General features: G+C 44.7%; 12 protein-coding genes, 2 tRNA genes and 8 pseudogenes. 12 read left to right on the top strand and 10 right to left on the bottom strand.

Features of this window, described 5'->3' with window-relative positions:
• Positions 1–7: 7 nt before the first annotated feature.
• The 3 pseudogenes from AC0L66_RS12845 (at position 8) to AC0L66_RS12835 (ending at position 4,716) form a co-directional block, all read left to right on the top strand.
• Positions 8–2,011 (top strand): annotated as a pseudogene (locus AC0L66_RS12845) (2,4-dienoyl-CoA reductase FMN-binding domain-containing protein).
• 101 nt (positions 2,012–2,112) lie between these two features.
• A pseudogene (locus AC0L66_RS12840) lies at positions 2,113–2,663 on the top strand (NAD(P)H nitroreductase).
• Between the two features lie 80 nt (positions 2,664–2,743).
• A pseudogene (locus tag AC0L66_RS12835) lies at positions 2,744–4,716 on the top strand (DNA topoisomerase III).
• A 30-nt stretch (positions 4,717–4,746) separates the two neighbouring features.
• On the opposite strand, the pseudogene AC0L66_RS12830 reads toward AC0L66_RS12835, so the two are convergent.
• Positions 4,747–5,447: pseudogene (locus tag AC0L66_RS12830) on the bottom strand (SDR family oxidoreductase).
• A gap of 59 nt (positions 5,448–5,506) precedes the next feature.
• Here AC0L66_RS12830 and AC0L66_RS12825 point away from each other — a divergent pair.
• From AC0L66_RS12825 to AC0L66_RS12815, 3 genes and pseudogenes are all read left to right on the top strand, one after another.
• A pseudogene (locus AC0L66_RS12825) lies at positions 5,507–6,431 on the top strand (histone deacetylase family protein).
• Positions 6,428–6,916, top strand: a complete 489-nt coding sequence (locus tag AC0L66_RS12820; RefSeq protein ID WP_265675271.1) for an NUDIX domain-containing protein — start codon at positions 6,428–6,430, stop codon at positions 6,914–6,916. The pseudogene AC0L66_RS12825 and the gene AC0L66_RS12820 overlap by 4 nt, the downstream one beginning before the upstream one ends.
• 56 nt (positions 6,917–6,972) lie before the next feature.
• A complete protein-coding gene (locus AC0L66_RS12815; protein ID WP_265675270.1) occupies positions 6,973–7,200 on the top strand; it encodes a DUF2986 domain-containing protein in 228 nt (75 codons plus the stop codon).
• Positions 7,201–7,444: 244 nt separating this feature from the next.
• Here AC0L66_RS12815 and AC0L66_RS12810 read toward each other — a convergent pair whose 3' ends face one another.
• Genes AC0L66_RS12810 through AC0L66_RS12800 form a run of 3 tightly spaced genes read right to left on the bottom strand, consistent with a single transcriptional unit; the run spans position 7,445 to position 8,356 of the window.
• On the bottom strand, positions 7,445–7,681 hold the full coding sequence (locus AC0L66_RS12810) for a hypothetical protein (protein ID WP_473567581.1): 237 nt from the start codon (positions 7,679–7,681) through the stop codon (positions 7,445–7,447).
• A gap of 4 nt (positions 7,682–7,685) precedes the next feature.
• Positions 7,686–8,087 carry a hypothetical protein gene (locus tag AC0L66_RS12805; protein WP_473567579.1) on the bottom strand — a complete coding sequence of 134 codons (402 nt, stop codon included), beginning with the start codon at positions 8,085–8,087 and terminating at the stop codon, positions 7,686–7,688.
• Between the two features lie 11 nt (positions 8,088–8,098).
• Entirely contained in the window at positions 8,099–8,356 is a 258-nt protein-coding gene (locus AC0L66_RS12800) for a hypothetical protein (protein ID WP_473567577.1), read from the bottom strand.
• 213 nt (positions 8,357–8,569) lie between these two features.
• Between AC0L66_RS12800 and AC0L66_RS12795 the strand changes: the two genes are divergently transcribed.
• Entirely contained in the window at positions 8,570–9,253 is a 684-nt protein-coding gene (locus AC0L66_RS12795) for a hypothetical protein (RefSeq protein ID WP_473567576.1), read from the top strand.
• 7 nt (positions 9,254–9,260) lie between these two features.
• Entirely contained in the window at positions 9,261–10,250 is a 990-nt protein-coding gene (locus AC0L66_RS12790) for a PKD domain-containing protein (protein ID WP_473567574.1), read from the top strand.
• A 94-nt stretch (positions 10,251–10,344) separates the two neighbouring features.
• On the opposite strand, the gene AC0L66_RS12785 is transcribed toward AC0L66_RS12790, so the two are convergent.
• From AC0L66_RS12785 to AC0L66_RS12770, 4 genes are all read right to left on the bottom strand, one after another.
• Positions 10,345–10,440, bottom strand: a tRNA-Ser gene (locus tag AC0L66_RS12785).
• 160 nt (positions 10,441–10,600) lie between these two features.
• Positions 10,601–10,677: transfer RNA gene (locus tag AC0L66_RS12780), tRNA-Pro, on the bottom strand.
• Between the two features lie 64 nt (positions 10,678–10,741).
• Positions 10,742–12,565 carry a DUF3413 domain-containing protein gene (locus AC0L66_RS12775; RefSeq protein WP_473567572.1) on the bottom strand — a complete coding sequence of 608 codons (1,824 nt, stop codon included), beginning with the start codon at positions 12,563–12,565 and terminating at the stop codon, positions 10,742–10,744.
• Positions 12,566–12,603: 38 nt separating this feature from the next.
• A complete protein-coding gene (locus tag AC0L66_RS12770) occupies positions 12,604–12,819 on the bottom strand; it encodes a YejL family protein (RefSeq protein WP_250616947.1) in 216 nt (71 codons plus the stop codon).
• 84 nt (positions 12,820–12,903) lie between these two features.
• On the opposite strand from AC0L66_RS12770, the pseudogene yejK reads away from it, so the two are divergent.
• From yejK to asd, 4 genes and pseudogenes are all read left to right on the top strand, one after another.
• A pseudogene (gene yejK, locus AC0L66_RS12765) lies at positions 12,904–13,904 on the top strand (nucleoid-associated protein YejK).
• A 77-nt stretch (positions 13,905–13,981) separates the two neighbouring features.
• Positions 13,982–15,469, top strand: a complete 1,488-nt coding sequence (locus tag AC0L66_RS12760; RefSeq protein ID WP_265675265.1) for an Hpt domain-containing protein — start codon at positions 13,982–13,984, stop codon at positions 15,467–15,469.
• Between the two features lie 117 nt (positions 15,470–15,586).
• A pseudogene (locus AC0L66_RS12755) lies at positions 15,587–16,790 on the top strand (chemotaxis protein).
• Positions 16,791–16,983: 193 nt separating this feature from the next.
• Complete coding sequence (asd, locus tag AC0L66_RS12750; protein WP_473567570.1) at positions 16,984–18,096, top strand: aspartate-semialdehyde dehydrogenase; 1,113 nt, start codon at positions 16,984–16,986, stop codon at positions 18,094–18,096.
• A gap of 79 nt (positions 18,097–18,175) precedes the next feature.
• Here the strand turns inward: asd and AC0L66_RS12745 are convergent.
• Positions 18,176–19,017, bottom strand: a pseudogene (locus tag AC0L66_RS12745) (ion transporter).
• Between the two features lie 102 nt (positions 19,018–19,119).
• Positions 19,120–19,758: a YchE family NAAT transporter gene (locus AC0L66_RS12740; RefSeq protein WP_473567568.1), complete on the bottom strand. Its 639-nt coding sequence runs from the start codon at positions 19,756–19,758 to the stop codon at positions 19,120–19,122.
• Positions 19,759–19,904 lie beyond the last annotated feature (146 nt).

The raw sequence follows: 19,904 nt of genomic DNA, 5'->3' as shown, positions 1-19,904 counted from the left end.
GTCTGCCATGTACCCAAATCTATTAAAACCGCTCGACTTAGGATTCACTCAACTGCGAAATCGCGTCTTGATGGGCTCTATGCACACGGGCCTCGAAGAGCATAAAGAAGGCTTGCAAAAACTCGCTGCGTTCTACGAAGAGCGTGCTAAAGGTGGGGTTGGACTGATAGTCACGGGCGGGTTTTCTCCGAATTTACGTGGTCGCCTTGCGCCATTTGCCGCTGAATTTAGTAAGCCTAAGCATGCAAAAGCTCACAAAGTCGTGACAGAAGCGGTACATAAACATGGCGGCAAGATTGCGTTGCAAATTCTGCATGCAGGTCGCTATGGTTACCATCCTTTTACGCAAAGTGCCTCGAAAATAAAATCCCCTATTTCTCCTTTTACACCAAGTGAAATCAGCAGTCGTCAAATTTGGAAAACCATCGACGCTTACGCAAACAGCGCCGCTTTAGCGCAAAGTGCTTAGCTACGATGGTGTGGAAATTATGGGCTCTGAAGGCTATTTCATTAACCAGTTCATCTGCAAACGTACTAACGTGCGCTATGACGAATGGGGGGCAGCTATGAAAATCGTATCCGCTTAGCAGTAGAAGTGGTTAAGGCTGTGCGAGCTGCCGTGGGTGAAGAGTTTATTATCATTTTCCGCTTGTCGATGCTCGATTTGGTTGAGCAAGGCAGTACATTTGATGAAGTTATTCAGCTCGGGAAAGCACTCGAAGAGGCTGGCGTTACCATTATCAATAGTGGTATTGGTTGGCATGAAGCAAAAGTACCTACTATTGCCACTCAGGTTCCAAGAGCCGCGTTTACTTGGGTGACAGAGAAAGTACGTCCTCACTTAAAAGTGCCAGTCATCACGACAAACCGCATTAATACGCCAGAAGAAGCAGAACGCGTGTTAGCTGCAGGGCATGCGGATATGGTATCGATGGCCAGACCGTTTTTGGCGGATCCTAATTTTGTTAAAAAGGCTGAGCAGAACCAATCGCAGCTAATCAATACCTGTATTGGTTGTAACCAAGCCTGTTTGGATAATGCCTTTAAAGGCAAACGCGCGACGTGTTTGGTTAACCCACAAGCGTGTTACGAAACCGAATTGGTGATTGGCAATGCGGCTCAATCTAAAAACATCGCCGTTGTGGGCGCGGGGCCTGCTGGCCTTGCTTGTGCCACGATGTTAGCCGAGAAAGGTCATTCTGTTGATTTGTTTGAAAAGAGCGATCGTATTGGTGGGCAGTTCCGCTTAGCGATGCAGATTCCGGGCAAAGAAGAATTTCGTGAAACCATCCGTTACTTCGCTAATCGTATCGATGAAACAGGTGTCAAACTGCACTTGGAAACCGAAGCCAATGCTGATTTACTCAAAGAATACGACGAAGTTGTCATGGCCTCAGGGGTAAAACCAAGAATGCCAAAACTGGAAGGCATTGATCATCCAGAAAAAGTTATTGATTATCAAACTCTGATCCGTGACAAAGTGTATGCAGGGGAAAACGTGGCGATTATGGGCGCTGGTGGTATTGGTGTTGATGTCGCTTCGATGTTGACTGAGCCTGTTGGCCATACACTGGATGACTGGTTGCATGAATGGGGTGTCGATACTCAAGTGGAACATCCCGGCGGCTTGTATCCTTTCCCTGATACTGTATCTGACACTAATGTTTGGGTCATGCAGCGTAAGCCAGGCCGTGTTGGTAAAGGCCCTGGAAAAACCACGGGTTGGATCCATAAGAAAACGCTAGAGAAGCGTGGCGTTAATCTGCTGGCAAGTGTCACTTATGAAAAAATTGACGATGAAGGATTACACATTAGCGTCAAAGGTGAACACAAGTTGATTCCAGCCGATAAAGTGATTGTATGTGCGGGTCAAGAATCAGTTAAGCCGTTTGAAGAACAGTGGCCGGATTTTGGCGATAAACTTCATGTGATTGGTGGCGCCGATTACGCAGGTGAGTTAGATGCGGTACGAGCCATTCGACAAGGGGTGGAATTAGCGGCAAAACTGTAACGGCGAAGCATTTGATAATCGTTATCAATAGTGATGTTAACTCGTTGACTATTTGTTATTATTAATCAATATGAGATGAATAATAACATCAAGGATGGTTTATGGACGCTTTAGAACTGCTGCTTAACCGACGCTCGATTGCTCGACTAAGCGATCCGGCTCCAGAAGGGGCGGCATTAGAGAACATCATCAAAGCGGGGCTTCGAGCACCAGATCATGGTGGGTTAACGCCTTGGCGCTTTGTTCTCGCGCAAGGAGAAAGCAGGGCTAAACTGGCAAAAATTTTAGAGGAAGCGGCGGTCAACGCAGGTCGTGAAGAGGTAGTGATTGAGAAGGCGAAAAAAGCGCCGTTTCGAGCTCCGCTCGTCATTACTGTGATCGCCAACGTAACCGAACATGAGAAAGTCCCCGCGTTTGAACAGCATCTCTCTGCTCAGGCTGTGCGGTGCAAGCCATGCAGATGGCGGCAGTGGCGCAGGGGTTCCAGGCATTTTGGCGTTCGGGAAAATGGATGTTTGATGATCATGTTCGTCAGGCGTTCAATGTCAAAGGACAGGACCAGATTGTTGGGTTTCTATATGTTGGTACACCTGGCTGTACGCCAATGAAAGTCCCAGAACGCGATCTATCTAAGTTTGTTGAATTTCTTTAACTGTCTATTTATACAGTTTTTCTTGATTAATAAAGGTAAGCTTGGTTAAGCTTACCTTTTCTTTTATCAGTATATTTCTTATGACACGTCTATTTATTGCAGAGAAACCCAGTTTAGGTCGCGCAATTGCGGCGGCTTTGCCTAATCCTCAGAAAAAGGGAGAGGGCTTTATTCAGTGTGGTAATGGTGATGTGGTGACTTGGTGTATCGGACATCTACTCGAGCAAGTTGAGCCCGATGTTTACGATGACCGATATAAGAAATGGAACATACTCGATCTCCCTATTATCCCAGACCAGTGGCAATTGCGGCCAAGAAAGTCCGCAGCCAAACAACTTTCCGTCGTTAAAAAACTGGTCAAGCAAGCGGATTCTTTAGTGAATGCTGGCGACCCAGATAGAGAAGGGCAATTGCTTGTTGATGAAGTTATCGATTATTGCAAAGTCAGCAAAGCGAAAAAAGACGCTGCACAGAGACTGTTGATTAGCGATCTAAACCTACCTGCTGTTAAGAAAGCTATTGGTGCCATGCGCATGAATAAAGAGTTTGTGCCGTTGTCAGTGTCGGCATTAGCGCGTTCAAGAGCAGACTGGCTGTATGGGATGAATATGTCCCGAGCGTATACTTTACTCGGGCAAAAAGCTGGCTATCAGGGTGTGTTGTCTGTTGGGCGAGTGCAAACGCCAGTATTGGGGCTGGTGGTTCGTCGTGATGACGAAATTGCCAATTTTATCCCTAAGGACTACTTTACTCTGCATGCATTAATCCCATTTCAAGATAGCCAAGACTCGTTTGATATTCGTGCTCGCTGGAAACCAAGTGAAGCGTGTAAGCCATGGCAAGATGAAGAAGGGCGCGTATTGAACCGTAAATTGGTTGAAAACGTGGCGAATCGTATTCAAGGCCAGCCAGCAAAAGTGGTGAAGTCTGAACATAAATCCACTAAGCAAAATGCACCGTTACCGTATTCTTTATCGGCATTGCAAATTGATGCGGCAAAACGCTATAACATGAGCGCTCAGCAGGTGCTGGATGTCTGTCAGGCATTGTATGAAAAACATAAGTTGATTACCTATCCACGCTCTGACTGTCGTTACTTGCCTAACGATCACTTCTATCAAGCTAACGATGTGTTAGCCGCGATTAAAAATAACAGCAAAGCTTATGCTGCCAGTGTTGATAGCGCGGACAGTAGTCGAAAATCCAAAGCTTGGAATAACAGCAAAGTGGATGCGCACCATGCCATTATCCCGACCCCTAAAAAAACCAGTAGCGTACTTTCGAGCTATGAAGAGAATGTTTATGGCTTGATTGCGCGCCAATATGTGATGCAGTTTTATCCACCAGCCGTATACGCAGAAGCAATGCTTGAATTTGATATCCAAGGTGGTCACTTTGTTTCTAAAGGAAAGCGACTTCAAGAGCCGGGATGGCGGGCATTACTTGGCAAGCAATCGGATGACAAAGAGGACGGCGTCGATGCGGTACCACCATTACCTGTAGGTACAGAGCTTGTCTGCCGAGAAGGACTGATTTTAGAGAAAAACCGAACCCCCTAGACACTTTACTGAAGCTACACTGCTACAAGCGATGACAGGCATCGGAAGGTTTGTCGTCGATCCTTCTTTAAAGAAAATACTTAAAGAAACCGATGGTATCGGTACGGAAGCGACGCGGGCGGGTATTTTGGACACGCTATTCAAACGGCAGCTATTAAAGCGTGAAGGCAAGTCGGTACTTGGCTCTCCTGCTGGTAGGGGGTTGGTTTATGCGCTACCGGATGAGTCGACTTACCCTGATATGACCGCACATTGGGAGCATCAGCTACAAGGTATGGCAGAACGAACACATTCCTATTCACCGTTTATGTCGGGTTTGACTGAAAAAATGGATCAGTTAATGCTACGAGTAAAAGAAGGACCTGATGCCGGAGTCACTAAGAAACTTACCTAAAGTTGAAAGACCCGCTTATAAGAAGCGCCGAAAGCCTACGACGAGAAAAAAGCGAAGTAATGGTGTGCTTCGCTTAGTCCTGTTGTTAATTGGAACGTGACATGACGTTGTTTGAAGGGCTAGATGTAGGCTACCAAGGCAGTGCTTTGCCATCAAAATTGAGAAATCGTCCAGAGTCTTCGGTTTGAGCGGATTGAATAACAGAAAATAACCCTTGAGCTGACGTTTGTGTTGAAATCAGCGCATTAGGCCCACCCATTGCGGTTTGTACCCAGCCGGGATGCAATGCTAATACCGTAAAGCCCTGGTTGGTTAAATCGTTACTTAGGCTCTTTACGACCGAGTTGAGTGCCGCTTTCGATGAGCGATAGATATAGCCACCCCTGACGTATTTTCCGTCATGCTGCCTACTTTGGATGATAAACAAATGATTTTTTTAACCGACGAAGCTTGCAGCTTGGGGTAGAGCATCTCGACGAGCTTAAGAGGGGCGATGGTGTTGACTTCAAAAACACGGCGCCACTCTTCGGGATCAGTATGCCCAAGTCCAATGTGGTTTGACTGATCCTTTTTGGGGCCATAATAGCCTGCGTTGTTGATGACGATATCTATCGTTGGGAGCCCCTTTGCAAATGTTGCAACGTCGTCGTATTGGGTGACATCTAACCGATACAGTTGCAAGCGTTGATGCTCTTGCTCAAGGGTCAATAGCTCTTGTGATGTTGATACGGAACGGTAGGTGGCGTGTACTTGGTAGTCTTGTGCGAGAAATTGTTTGGTTAGCGCCAAGCCTATTCCTCTATTTGCACCTGTAATGAGTACGGTTTTCATCTGCTTCTCCTAGCGTTAAGATATGACTATCACTTTGTAGTTAACTAACGATGCCGGACATGCCAGTTCCCTTAATTTATCATCATATCTATTCTGACTTACCACTGCCAGAAGGGCATCGATATCCCATTAATAAATATCGCTTGTTATATCAGGCGATTGACTCTCAATATTTACAGACAGAACTACCGCCCTTTGAGCTATTCGAGCCCATTGCTATTAATGCGACTCAGCTAACCCAAGTACATTGTCCTGATTACATTGACGCGTTACTACAAGGTACGCTTCCTGCGGCAAAAATGCGTCGTATTGGCTTTCCTTGGAGCCAGGCTCTGATTGAACGTACTTTAACGTCTGCTGGTGGAACATGCCTAGCGGTTGAAAAAGCGTTGGGACATGGTGTCGCGATTCACCTTAGTGGCGGATATCATCATGCACACTATGATTATGGCAGCGGATTTTGCTTGGTTAATGACTTAGCATTGGCGGCGCAGCATGCTTTAACGTCGGGAGTAGAAAAAGTACTGATTATTGATAGTGATGTTCATCAAGGAGCTAAGCACCGCGACGCTGATGGCTGATAACCCTCAGGTGGTGACCTTGTCTTTTCATTGTGAGAAAAATTTCCCAGCACGTAAACCCGCCTCAGATTTAGATGTTCCCTTGGTAAAGGGTCTTGGTGATCAGGCATTTTTAGCGACTTTCAAAGAGGTGGTCGACCTTGCATTGCGGCTCCACAATCCAGATTTGGTCATTTACGATGCAGGAGTCGATATTCATATTGACGATGAACTCGGGTATTTGAATATCACGACAGAGGGTATTGCGAAACGCGACGAGTGGATATTGGCTCGCTGCCTCGAAGCGCACATACCTATAGCCTGTGTGATTGGTGGTGGCTATCGGAGCCAACATAGCGATCTCATTCCAGTACATATGAACTTGATCAATGCCGCTAATAAACTTTGGGGACATAAGGTATGAAACACCGTATTCGCGCGGCAGGCATTGCCATCAATGGCGATGAGATTTTGCTACTACGAGTAAAAGATCCCTATTCAGGGGAGTATTGGATACCGCCTGGAGGCGGTTTGGAAAGCTCGGACCAAAGCAGTAAGCATGCCCTCATTAGAGAGTATAAAGAAGAAACCGGGTTGGATGTCGACGTAGGTGAGTTGCTTTTCATTCGTGAATTTCTTGAAACTTCACGTGATACGTATCATGTCGAGTTGTTTTATCAGATTAGCCGTTGGGAGGGTGAGCTGAGTTTGTCAAACTTAGATGGTCTCAATGACCAATCCTATATTCATGCGGTTGAATGGGTACCATTATCTCAATTAGCGTCGATGAAAACTTTTCCGAGTGACATACATGAGAAAATTTTGCCTTTGATTGAACAACAGCTGCACTCTTATCATCTTGGTAGTTTTGTCCAAGGCTGTGATGATGAAGTGAATCGACTGGATTAAGTGAGAAGAGGGCGCTATTATGCTCCGCTTCATAATATAGACGAGTAACCGCTGCGATGAACCGTAAGAAAAAGATCAATCAAATACATAAAGCTAGAATGAAAAAAGCCAACGCAAAGAAGCATACGAGCAATAAGCCTCGTTATATTTCTAAAGCTGACCGCGCAAAAATGGAAGCGGAGCAAGCGGCACTAGATTCGGCGCAAGCAGAAAACACTCAAGAGCAAGACGCGGCTGAACAAGACGCAACCTCTGTTCCTCAGGACAACACTATCGAGTCGTAACGCACAATGTGCACCTTGCTGGCAAGACTCACATCCATGTGTAATAGCAAGCTTGTTATCTATTACACGTAATTTGTTTGCAGCAACTCTCTTTAGTCGTCAATCTCGTCAATACTATCGCATTATTGCTCAGCTCTTAGCTGAGCAATAATGACCGAGGTCTATTTTCGCTGTCTGGTTATATCCGTTCAGTTATATAAACGCACTTTTATCAATGCACTTTTATCAACGCACTTATATCAATCTAGTTAGATAAGCGGATGCGTGTCGGCTTATCGGACTCTAATTGTAAATGGTCGAATGAATCAAGATTATGATGCTTGATCAGGGCCGCTAGATTATCGACATAAGCTTGTCCTCGGGTTGAGTAGTGTGATAATGCCTGTATCAATTGACGACCCGTTAAGTTGTTTTCGCTTCTCAACTGCTTTCGAAGAAGCCACATGTCTTTGTACGCGTCCGTCGTATTGAGATTATGCATATAGCTAGCCGCACCGGCTGAACAAGTTATCAAAAGCAGCCACTTTGACGTGCCCTCCAGGTGTGGTGAGATACTTGCCCCCGCGTGAAGATAGATGTTCACCGTAGAGGTTACTGCCTTCAATTGCGAAATGACTGGTTCCCCAACCGCTTTCATCAATGCCTTGCGCTAGCGCCATCCCTACCGGAATGATGTCCACCTGAAGTAGTAAGTCTTCAATTTTCCCTGACTTGACGTCGTAGTCTTTAAGAAGGCTATCTACCCATTGTCGTTCCGCTTTGCTCCAATTCGTTTGAGGACGTTTCTCAATTGTAAGTAACGTTTGCCTAACGTCGAGAATGTGCTGATTTACCTCGCTAATTGTTGGCAGCAATAGGCGGATGAAACCAGACGTTTTTTGTTTCACTGGAAGCGAGTTTAAGTCATGAGGAAGCGTCTCAACATAGATGGATTCAGTAGCGTGTGAGACTGAGCAAGGCCAGCCAATGTATAGTCATATTGCTCGAATTCTTTGAGCAGCGTTTGGGCTGATTTTAATGTCGTCACCGCAACATCGGGGTAGGGGTGCTGAATTTTATTGGGTGGTGATGGGAAATGGTCAGATGCGATAGCGCGTATTGCCATCATTGATACCAAGAAAAAGATACCTGCGAAGATTTTTTGAATGAAAGACATAAAGCTTGTTCCTTGTTGATAATAGTCCAACCTCAGACTAATCAGATCACCGTAGTATAGACCGGAAAGACAACAAACATATCAATTACAGATTGTATTTATCTCTCTCGAAAATTTTAACCTCGATAGCAAACCGTTGCGCCCGTGATCTTCCTCGAGGCTACTTTGAATGAGTAACACAGTGTTGTGTTTTATCTATTTAAAGGAAGAACTATGGTTAAACAATTATCGGCCATGATGCGAAAAGCCTTGAGCGTATCTAGCACGCTAGTCGTCACATATGGTCTGAGCTTTTCTGCTTTGGCGCTAGTGAACGATCAGACTGAACTACCCGTTATATCGAATACCATTAGTATGAATACTCAACTGATAGCGAGTGGCCTCGTAGAGCAGCAACAATTGGAAGGGGAAACCAACACGCTGTCTTTCTCTGAACCTGGCGCGAGCTTTATAAAGGTTCACTTTAGCCAAGTATCACTGCCTGATGGTGCCGTACTCGAGATTTCGGATCCAGAAAGAGATGAGGTCTACCAGTATAGTCGCACTCACAATACTCCTAGAACATGGGATAGCAACCGAGGAGACGATGGTATTCATCAATTCTATGCGATGTCGATAGAAGGGGATGCCGTTGAAATTCGTTTAGTGGCAAGTAATGTCAAAGAGCAAGCTAGCGTTACGGTTGACTATCTACAAGTGGGCTTGCCCGTTGAGCAAGTAGAGCAGGTCATCAATTTGGGTCCGGCTGGTGAGGAGTCTATCTGTGGCTCGGATAATAAACAACCAGCAGCGTGTTATGCCAATAGCTATAGTAATGAGTATCAACACTCAAAGCCAGTTGCACGCTTGTTGATTGGCGGGCGAAGTTTGTGGCACCGCATGGCGAGTTGGACCTGATAACACCATGATGACAAATAATCACTGTATTGAGTCAGCGGCAGAAGCTGCGAATACAGAGGTATGGTTTAACTATCAGCTAGCAAGTTGCAACGGTGCGAAAGCGTCAACAGTGAAAGTGCAAGCTAATCAACTGTTGGAAACTGGCACAACGTTAGACTACACCTTGTTTAATGTGAACAACTTTGCGGCGATTCAGTCATTCGGATATTTAGGTTTAGATCCTCGTATTCCTTCGCAATCAGAGACTATCTACATACCACAGCATCCCGGAGGACGTTTGAAAGAGCTGGGCGTGGTAATGGATACGTCTGGAACACGATGCCAAGTAGACCAACCTGTCATTGATGGACGAGGCGCTGGCACGGATGCTGGGTATTTATGTGATACTGAAGGAGGTTCATCTGGCTCTCCAGTTGTCGCATTACGCAGTAACAAAGTCATTGCGCTGCATCATTTAGGTGGATGCTATAACAAAGGGGCGCACATTAGTAAAATATGGCCAAAAATCGCCAGCCATTTCCCAGCAGGGATCCCAGATAGCCAAGTGAATAGCGGTGGTACTCAGCAAGCGCCTTTCGCTAAGGCTGATATCCAATGTGAGCAGCGTCAGTGTCGTTTTGATGCCTCTCAGTCATTGGATAGCGATGGGAGCATCGTAACTTACAGCTGGAAGTTTGGCGATGGTTCCACTGCATCATCGCCTACAACGTCGCACAGCTACGCGATTGATGGACAGTACGCGGTAACGCTCACGGTGATCGATAATAGTGGTCTATCGGATGCCGTGACGCAGACCATAGCGGTACAGACGAATACTGGTGGCGGCAGTTGCTCTAACTTGCAAGTTTGGAGCAGTAGTGAGGTGTACCTTGGTGGTGATCGAGTACAGTATGCTGGGCATCAGTATGAAGCGAAGTGGTGGACAAAAGGCGACGATCCTGAGACACATTCATCTCAATGGAGTGTATGGAAGAAAATAGATGCTTGTATCTAAATGAGGTGGTTTTGATGATTTTACGGTGGTTGTCTAAATTCATAATACGCTAGAAAGCAAAAAGCCTGCTGATAATCAGCAGGCTTTTTTAATGTGGCGGAGGGATAGGGATTTGAACCCTAGAAGGGCTATTAACCCTTGCTTAGGTTTTCAAGACCTAGAGTGCTTTCGACCACTCAGCCATCCCTCCGTTGTTGCAGCGTATATTAATGCCCATCTTACTCTTTGTAAACCCTTTTTAATCCAAAAAATACGATTAATCGCTGTTGGGTTAAAAAGTGAGCTTAGATGTCTATTACTTATACAAAACTATCTAAAAACCCCAAGTATTGCTACTTGGGGCTAAATAATGGTCGGATATACTGGATTCGAACCAGTGACCCCCACTCCCCCAGAGTGGTGCGCTACCAAGCTGCGCTAATATCCGATGGGAATAATTTAAACGATCAATTATGCGTTGGTCAACACTATTATAGATATAAACCTTTGTTTTACTGACTTTTGGAGTAGAAACGCTGTAACTCGGTAAAGCCTTGCATCAGTATCGGTAAGCGAGGGTTTTTATCGTCAAGTTTCTGGTAATCTCGATCATAAAGGCTGTAGTTACCAAATTTGTCGACGACCGTGGTGTCATTGTCGGTGATCAACGCCAGCTCTTTTGTATCTCCTGCAATGATCCACTTGCGCTTTCTTTCATCAAACAGGTTACGTCCACTGCTGTAGTTTTTAGCGTTGGTCGAAACACCACTTAAATCCTGCATGATGGTAACGGGGACATCGAGGTGGCTAGTTATATGAGTATAATCCGCCGCCAACTTACCAGGCCAATGTATCACTAAAGGAACCTTTAATTGGTATTGGCTGTAATTAGTATTTGAACCCCAACTGCGGCTTTTTGTTTCATTAAATTCTGTACCATGGTTGGAGGTGAGAATTACAATGGTATTGTCCAGCAACTTTTGGTCGACAAGTGTTTGCAGTATTTTTCCGAATTCAAAATCGGCAGCGCTTGCAGCGGCCGAATAGGCGGCAATGAATTGTTGCTCAGGTGAAAGGTTTGCTTTCACGGGTTGATAGTTGTCAAAACTATCAACCGTAGTCAGTTCTATATAACTAAACCAAGGCTCACTTCCATCGCTAATAAGGGATTGTTGCCAGCGTTCAATTGCTGCGTTATCACTGATGGGGATTTCCGAGGGGGTGCTATCGGTATTTTTCGATATATCAACCCACGGGTAATTCCTAAAAATGGTATCTCGGTAAAGGTCATCTTCGAAGTTGTCACCGCTAAAGAGCTTAAAGGCATACCCTTGTTTTCGCAGTGTCGATAAAAATAACGGCGGCGTACCTTGCGATTTAATGCTACTCGCATAGCTGGTTGGAATACCATACATTAGGCCAAACACACCAAAATCGTCGTTACTTGAGCTGTAATGATTCAAGAAGTTTTGGTTATTTAGCGAAAAACCATAGCTAACAGGCATCACGTCCGGCGACAACATGTCACTTCGTAAATTATTGATACTAACGATCAGCACATTGAGGTTTTCAGAGCGGCGGTTGAACTCAATTTCAGACAGTGGGTAAGAGACGAGATCGACCGAACCTTCATTATCTTTTAATTTTTGTAAGTACTCTTCGCGATCAAGCAGGCCATGCTTTTCCATAAATGACTTGGCAGTCATAGGATAAGAAAGTGGGAAGTTTGCCTTTTGCACAGTAATTGGATTGTAAAAATAGGCATCTGCCCAAATGAAAATCAAATGACTAGATATAAAGCATAGGAAAAACAGCGCCGAAATAGGGCGACCGATGTGAGTGTGCGATAGTTTGCGTTGTTTACGCCATACCCATTCCGACAGCGCAAGTTGCGCGAGGAAAATAGGGGGTAACACAATAAATAGGTGCTGTAGGTCGCTACTGACAGGACTACTTTCATCGCCAAACAACAGCTCCCAAACTACGGGAGACAAGTGTAGATTGATGGTTTGATAAGCTTGAGTATCAATGAGCAGAACCGTTAAGCCGAAAGTGGCAAAACAAACGGCAATTAACCGGAACAGTTTTCGAGATGGAATAATAAACGTCAGCGGGAACAGTATGAGCAAATAGAGTGCAAATACGAGAAACCCAAAGTGACCAACCCATGAGGTCAGAAGATAAATCTGACCAAATAGGGTGTCCGGCCACGGAGACGCGGAAATATAGCGAGTACCTACTAGCATCGCTGCAATGATATTGAAGAACGCGAACCAGTGTCCCCAACCTACGAGTCGGGAGACGCGCTCACCGTATGAATTTCCGCTATCTACCATTTGCCGTTATTGATTCCGTGCCTAAATTAGTATTGTTCTCACGCTTCTACAGAAGAAATCAGAGCTTTAGAGAATTTTTCCGCAATTGCTGCTCGTTGTGAAGGCGCAACATCGTTATTTAAGACATTGGTTGCGATATTTCCTGCAATCATTAGTGAAAGTTCGGCGCCAGCGCCGTGTTTGTCAAGCACTGCTGCGATTTCGGTTAAAATTTGTTCTACTTGTTGGTCGGTATATTTCGATGTAATTGGCATAAAGACTCTGCTAATGATAATGAAAGCGGCTTATGATACCCTACTCTGCATCACAAACGAAACAGCAACGATAATAATTTCACTATGAGTTTGAACCTATCTAACGTTATTTTACACCAGTTAGCGATAAATGAGCAGGAAGAGCTAACCGTCCACTATCGCGATGAACTACTTCCTAATGATAGCGCAACAGAAAACCTTGTGGCTGAACTGCATCGAGTCTTTAATGCAAAGGCGGGTAAGGGCTTTGGTGCATTTAAAAATGACAGTGATTTTCAGGTATGGCTTAACGAGCTAAAAAATGGTGAGAAAGATTTTTATTCGTTCTCTCAAGATAGCGCCCAACGTCTTAAAACCGAGCTTGCCAAGTACCCCTTTGCGGATGCCTAGGCACATTAGTAATGGCACAATATCAGTCGCTTGCTACTGAGTACTTGTTCATTGGTTTATTACCGTCGTATAACAGCTTGCAAATCACCGAAGGTTTGAACATTGGCGCTATTGATTATTTAGATATCGGTAAAATGGATATCGTTGCTCGTATCGATTTGACCAGCTATGACGTTGATAAAAACTCGAATCGTTATTTGACGTACATTAAGGGTCGAGTCGGTCGTAAGGTTGCTGATTTCTTCTTAGATTTCCTGCAGGCTGAAGTTGGATTAGATACCAAACAGCAAAATACAATTTTGATGCAGGCGGTGGAAGACTTCTGTGCTGATGCGCAACTTGATAAAGAAGAGACCGTTAGTTATAAAAAGCAAGTTTACGAGTACTGTAACGAACAGCTTAAAACGGGTGATGAGGTTCAGGTTCGAGAACTGTCTGGAGAGCTACCTGCCAATGAGGGCTCTTCATTTCTTGATTACACGCAAGAGCAGGGCTATGAATTGGAAGAAAGTTTTCCTGCCGATCGCTCAACGGTGCGTAAACTCACTAAGTTTGTTGGTGCGGGCGGTGGTTTGAATCTCAGCTTTGATAGCTTGTTATTAGGTGAGCGCGTCTTTTATGATCCTGAAACAGACACATTGACCATCAAAGGCACACCACCTAATTTGCGAGACCAGTTGAGTCGTAATCGTTAACGTCCTAACATTGTCTTTATAAAGCGTTACGTTTAGGTAGCGCTTTTAGTCTTCGTCATACCAAGGAAGGGCTGTCGTTGTTGAAATATCGTAAGTCTTTATTTCGTGCCACTATTTTTACGTTGTTCGTGTGGGCCATTGTTGTCGCAGTGGTGCTTCGAGTATCGTTTAAAGAAGACCAAGCAACGAAGTTAGTGGATGAAATATCCATTAGTATCGACAAACTTCGCCAAGTTCTATTTATTCCCCAACCCTATCGCTCTAAAGTGACTCAACAGATTGAATTAGACCTGCAGATAATTTACGCACAGACCATGCAGTTAAAGGCGTTAACGCAATCTGATATGTCGTCAGATTTCACTCATATGGTTTATCTTCTAGAGCGATTTGTCGAACAATCGGAGCAGCTTTCTCATGATGAGACACGCCTTCAGGCGTTTGTCTCCAATATGAGTGTAGGACTACCAGCACTCACACCGGAAGGGCAACGTCTTAGCCATAAATTGTCTTCTATTGTATTAGAAACTCTATTTAACGATGCCATGGAAGCGCGTCAGGTGTATCTGAAGTTGGAAAGCATCCAGCAAAGTGCTTACAAGCTTCCCCTTCAGGATCAACAAGCTTTGTTGTTATTAAACTCGAAGGCTTCGGTATTATTGGCTCAGTCTGCGAATACAGCATTTTTGCTTGACCGTGTTGTGAATCACCCTGTAGTGAATGAGTTGGCTCAGCGAAGACTGCAATCAGAGACGTATTTAGGCCACCAGTTAGTCATTATATCGGTCTCGAGTTTGTTGGCGTTGCTGATCTTAGTGTTTATTAGCGCCAGGATGGTGAGGATTGGAAAGTTAGACTTATTAAGCTTACGATCTAGTAAGCGAGGTGGAAGTGAATCGCTTGCTGAAGAGCGTACGGTTAAGGAGCCTTTAAGTGGGCATGTTGAAGGAAGCAGTAAAGCCCTCATACCTGAAGCTCTCACACCTAAAGCGGCGACTCACGATACCGCACTATTGAGCGAGGTTTCTAATGGCCACGATGTGACTCGTGCTAAGAACAATAGCACGACAGCAGAGTGTACGTCTGAGACCGACAGTAATTCTACGTCATTTACTGAAAGTGATAACGAATTGGTAGCGCCTGAAACGCTAAGAGCTGAACAAGTAGCAACGGAAGCATTAACAGAACAAGCATTGAATAAAGCGACGTCGGAAGAAATTGTAAATACTGCCGTTATCAATTTTGCCATGATGTTGAATACATTAGATGGTGATAAAGAGTCAGTCTTGATGCTTCTAGAGGTATTTATTAGTGAGCACCGTGATGACGTTAAACGGTTACAAGCGCTCTTAGATAAGGACCACGAGTCTGCAACACGCATTGCTCATACCCTAAAAGGTGTCTCCGGGAGTATCTATGCAGGGGCTTTGCATCAAGTATCGTCAGAGGTTGAGAAAAAGCTTAAGCAAGCGGAGGTGGTCCCAAACGAACTCATCGAAACATTATCCGAAAAACTCAGTCGAGCGGTCGAGTCAGCAGAAGCTTACATTAAGCGAGAACAATCATAATAATGTCGTCGCAATACTCAAATAATCGACTATAAGTATCAATAGCTAACGTCAATCTGACGGTGCTGAGTTATAATTCATTCTCTTTTATATATGTTTTATTGTTGAGGTTGATTCATGGACATTGTGCGGCTTATTCGCAATGTAGGGCTTTATATCACGCTTGTTTTGTTAGCGGGATGCTCACTTTTAGAAGTGAAGTTAGACAGTCAAACCACACCGTTAACTAAGCAAGAGCTTAATATGAGGCTGATGACTCGAGAGTACAGTCGCGAGTTTTTCACCCAAGTAGAGACCACCGCCGATACCTTAACCACCTTGTACCCAGAATCTGACGTGATTAACCAGTCTTATGTTCTCTTATGGAAAATACACGCGGAAGAAGGGTTGCAACAGGCAGCATTTCAAGTATCGCCAACCGCGGGTTTAATTGACTCTTGGGTATTTACCACGCAGATGGCGAACTTTTTTACCTATGGTGAAGGTCAGTCGCTTTTTGCCAGCCAGGATGCCAAGGCCACATCACAAGCGCTTAGCAAAAATATTGATCAGCTAGCTCAATCATTGTTTAAGGGCGACAGTTATCAAACGAGTAAAACATTTGTTGAGAAATTTGCTCGCTTGCATCCCTTTGAGAATCTGACTTTTGCCAGAACACCGAGCGTATCGTGAATGGCTTAAAGCACAAGGTATTGACGAAAGTGAAGTGGCTTCAACGTTGGGTACTATGCCGGAGGCATTAGCCGATGTGTCAGATAGGCTGGCGCTGATGTCTGAGCAAACACCTAAGCTAATGACGTGGAAAGCGCAACTGATTGCCCTAAACAGCAATGTGAGCGGCAATGATATTCGTGGTGCATTACAAAGTTTCCAGATGAGTGCGGATGCGTTTCAGGATTTTGTGAGCAATAACCCAGAGTATATGCAAGATCTCGCGCAGAAGATGGCGATTGAACTTCAGCCCTTATTAAATGATTTCGATGCTAAGACCCAAGATAAGCTGACGCAGCTAAGTGCAGAGCGCCAAGCGCTAGACATGATGGTGGCTCGAGAAAGGGATGAATTGATAAAAATGGTCGAACGCGAACGTAAAGAGTTAGCGGTATTGGTTAATACTGAGCGTCGCCTGTTTGCCGACGATTTAGATAAGATCTCTCAAGATGTCGTCACGCTTGCCGTCGATAAGTTAATTCAGTTGATTAAGAGTACGATTCTCTATTTTATTTTATTCATATTAGTTATTTTCTTTGCACCGTTGGGCTTGGGTTATTTCCTAGGCAAAAAGGCACAACAGAAGAAGAATATAAGTTTAGATTCTTAAACGCAGAGCCGCTAGCCCGCTCATACGTTGACCGTCGATTTTGCTAACATCGCAGTAATTTTTATAGAATCGACAGTAAACTGGTTGGGTTTGTTAAAAAATTACTCGGATATTTGAAATTGCGCTTGTTTTCTTGTCTCGAAAATTTTATAGATGGGGGAAGCATTTTAAATATCACATGGAGAGTAATTGGATGAGAGTTGGTTTAGTTGGTTGGCGTGGCATGGTTGGATCGGTATTGATGCAGCGCATGGTCGAAGAAAAAGACTTTGATGTAATCGAACCAGTATTTTACAGCACTTCTCAAATTGGTATCCCTGCGCCTAATTTCGGTAAGGATGCAGGACTACTTCAAGATGCCTATAATATTGATAGCCTCAAACAGCTTGACGCTATCATTACCTGCCAAGGCGGTAGCTACACTGAAAAAGTATACCCTGCGCTTAAGCAGGTAGGTTGGAAAGGCTACTGGATTGATGCCGCTTCAACACTTCGTATGGAAAGCGACGCTATTATCACCTTAGATCCAGTTAACTTGACACAAATTCAAGAAGGCATCCATAAAGGTTTGAACACTTTCGTGGGCGGTAACTGTACCGTAAGTCTGATGCTGCTAGGTCTTGGTGGGCTATTTGAGAAGGGCCTAGTTGAGTGGACGAGTGCCATGACCTATCAAGCCGCTTCTGGCGCAGGTGCAAAGAACATGCGCGAGTTGATTGGTCAAATGGGTGTTGTTAATGACGCCGTGACTTCTGAACTGGCTAACCCTGCAAGCTCTATTTTAGATATTGACCGCAAAGTGGCTGACACCATTCGTTCTTCTTCATTCCCAACAGATCAGTTTGGTGTGCCGCTTGCTGGTTCATTAATCCCATGGATTGATGTGAAACGTGAAAATGGACAGAGCAAAGAGGAATGGAAAGCAGGTGTTGAAGCGAACAAAATCTTAGGTTTGCAAGATAATCCGGTCGCCATTGATGGTACGTGCGTGCGAATCGGTGCGATGCGCTGTCACGCGCAAGCATTGACGATCAAACTCAAGCAAGATGTCCCAATGGATGAAGTTGAAGAGATTATCGCTACTCATAACGATTGGGTTAAAGTCATTCCAAATGAGCGCGATATTACGGCTCAAGAGTTAACGCCAGCGAAAGTAACAGGGACGATGTCTATTCCTGTTGGTCGTCTTCGTAAGATGGCAATGGGTAATGATTTCTTAAACGCGTTCACAGTGGGTGACCAACTGTTATGGGGAGCGGCTGAGCCTCTAAGACGTACACTGCGTATTATCCTATCTCAACGATAATCTCTATCGGATACACATTACGCATAAAAAAAGCGCCTTACGGCGCTTTTTTTATGCTCATAATTTAGAAAGCAACGCATTACTCATCAGGATTAATGATCCGTTTATCAGGCTCTGCGAGTTCACTGCCACAGTGTTTGCAAAACAACGCGTCGCTTTCATGGCCTGACTGTGAACAGTTAGGACACTTAACAAGGTTTCGATGCGCGTGCATTTCGTTATTGAGCTCCGCCGTAATTATACCAGTCGGGACGGCAAGAATAGAATAACCAAGTAGCATCGTGAGTGATGCGATGGCTTTACCCAATGGGGTAGCGGGTACTAAGTCGCCGTAGCCGACGGTAGTGATGGTCACAATGGCCCAGTAGATACTTTGCGGTATGCTGGTAAAACCATTTTCAGGACCTTCAATGACAAAAATCAATGAGCCAAAAATGGTGACTAGGATGGCGACACAGCTAAAAAGACCAATATCTTGCGTTTCGCCATTAAAAGTGAGCGCAATAAAATATTGGAATCTTTGAGGTAGCGAACCAGTTTCAGGACTCGGAAAATACGCATGACACGAAGTAAACGTAATACGCCCATGAAGGAAGCACTAGGGAATAGCAACGCGAGATACGTGGGTAAGATGGAGAGTAGGTCTACGACGCCATAGAAACTTTTGGCATAAGCTTTCGGTTTCGGGGAGCAATAGAGTCTTAATAGGTATTCAATAGTAAAAAGAGCCGTAAAAGCATACTCTAATTTTTCTAATGTTCCTCCCCATTCTACCGCAACGTTAGGAAGGGAGTGCACGACTAATACGGTAAGCGACATCAAAATGGCAATGATCAGGGCGACATCAAATGCCCACCCTGCTTTAGTATGGGTACCAAATATGATGATGTAGAGCTTGTGTTTGAATTTATGGTCGGTCATTAGCTGTGTAACAGGCTGAAAAGATTACTTACTATTATATACCGCTCTGACAGTAAAGGGTATTTGGCTCACCAATCGGGAGTAATTAGTGAGCCATTTTGATTAGGCTAACCCAGGGAAAAGAGCACGTAGACCATTTGCCATAAACTCGATGCCAAGAGCGCCAAGGATCAAGCCCATGATACGAGTGATGACGTTGATACCAGTCTGGCCTAAGAAGCGTACAATTAAAGGAGCCGAACGAAATAATAGCCATGAACAGAGTGCAAATAGAGCAATGGTTATAATGATGCCGACAGTCTCTAGCATGTTTGGGTAGCGAGAGCCGTAAACAATGGTGGAGCTGATTGCACCAGGGCAAGCCATCAATGGCATTGCTAGTGGCACAACGCCGATCTGCTCTTTACTCACATACTCAGACTTTTCTTGCTTGTTCTGTTTATCTTCCCCTAATTTCCCCGACATCATCGAAAATGCAATGCTGAGTAATAGTAGGCCGCCAGCGACTCGAAATGAATCGAGTGAAATGCTGAACATATCCAGCAGCACTTGTCCCGCGAGTAGAGAAACAATGAGGATAATCGCCACGGCAATATTTGCTGTAGCCGCGGTTTTATTTTTGTCTTCTGGCGACATATGCCCTGAAAGAGAGACAAAAACAGGCATGATGCCAACAGGGTTAACCGCAGCGACAAGGCCAAGGAAAAACTGTAAGTAGATAGCAAGTTCGATGTTATTCATGTGGATGTTCTTCGACGAAAGAGATTTAAACCTAGCGCTTGACTCAGCACCAATTCAGCACGCGCTAATGTACGTCAAGATATGCTTTTTGGCGAATGAAAAAAACTAACAGATCGCATAAAAAAACGGCAACAATCGTATTCATT

This window comes from Vibrio sp. GJ43-1 (genome assembly GCF_055808835.1).
The sequence above is the reverse complement of the archived record's forward strand: the minus strand, read 5'-3'. Positions and strand labels throughout refer to the sequence as shown.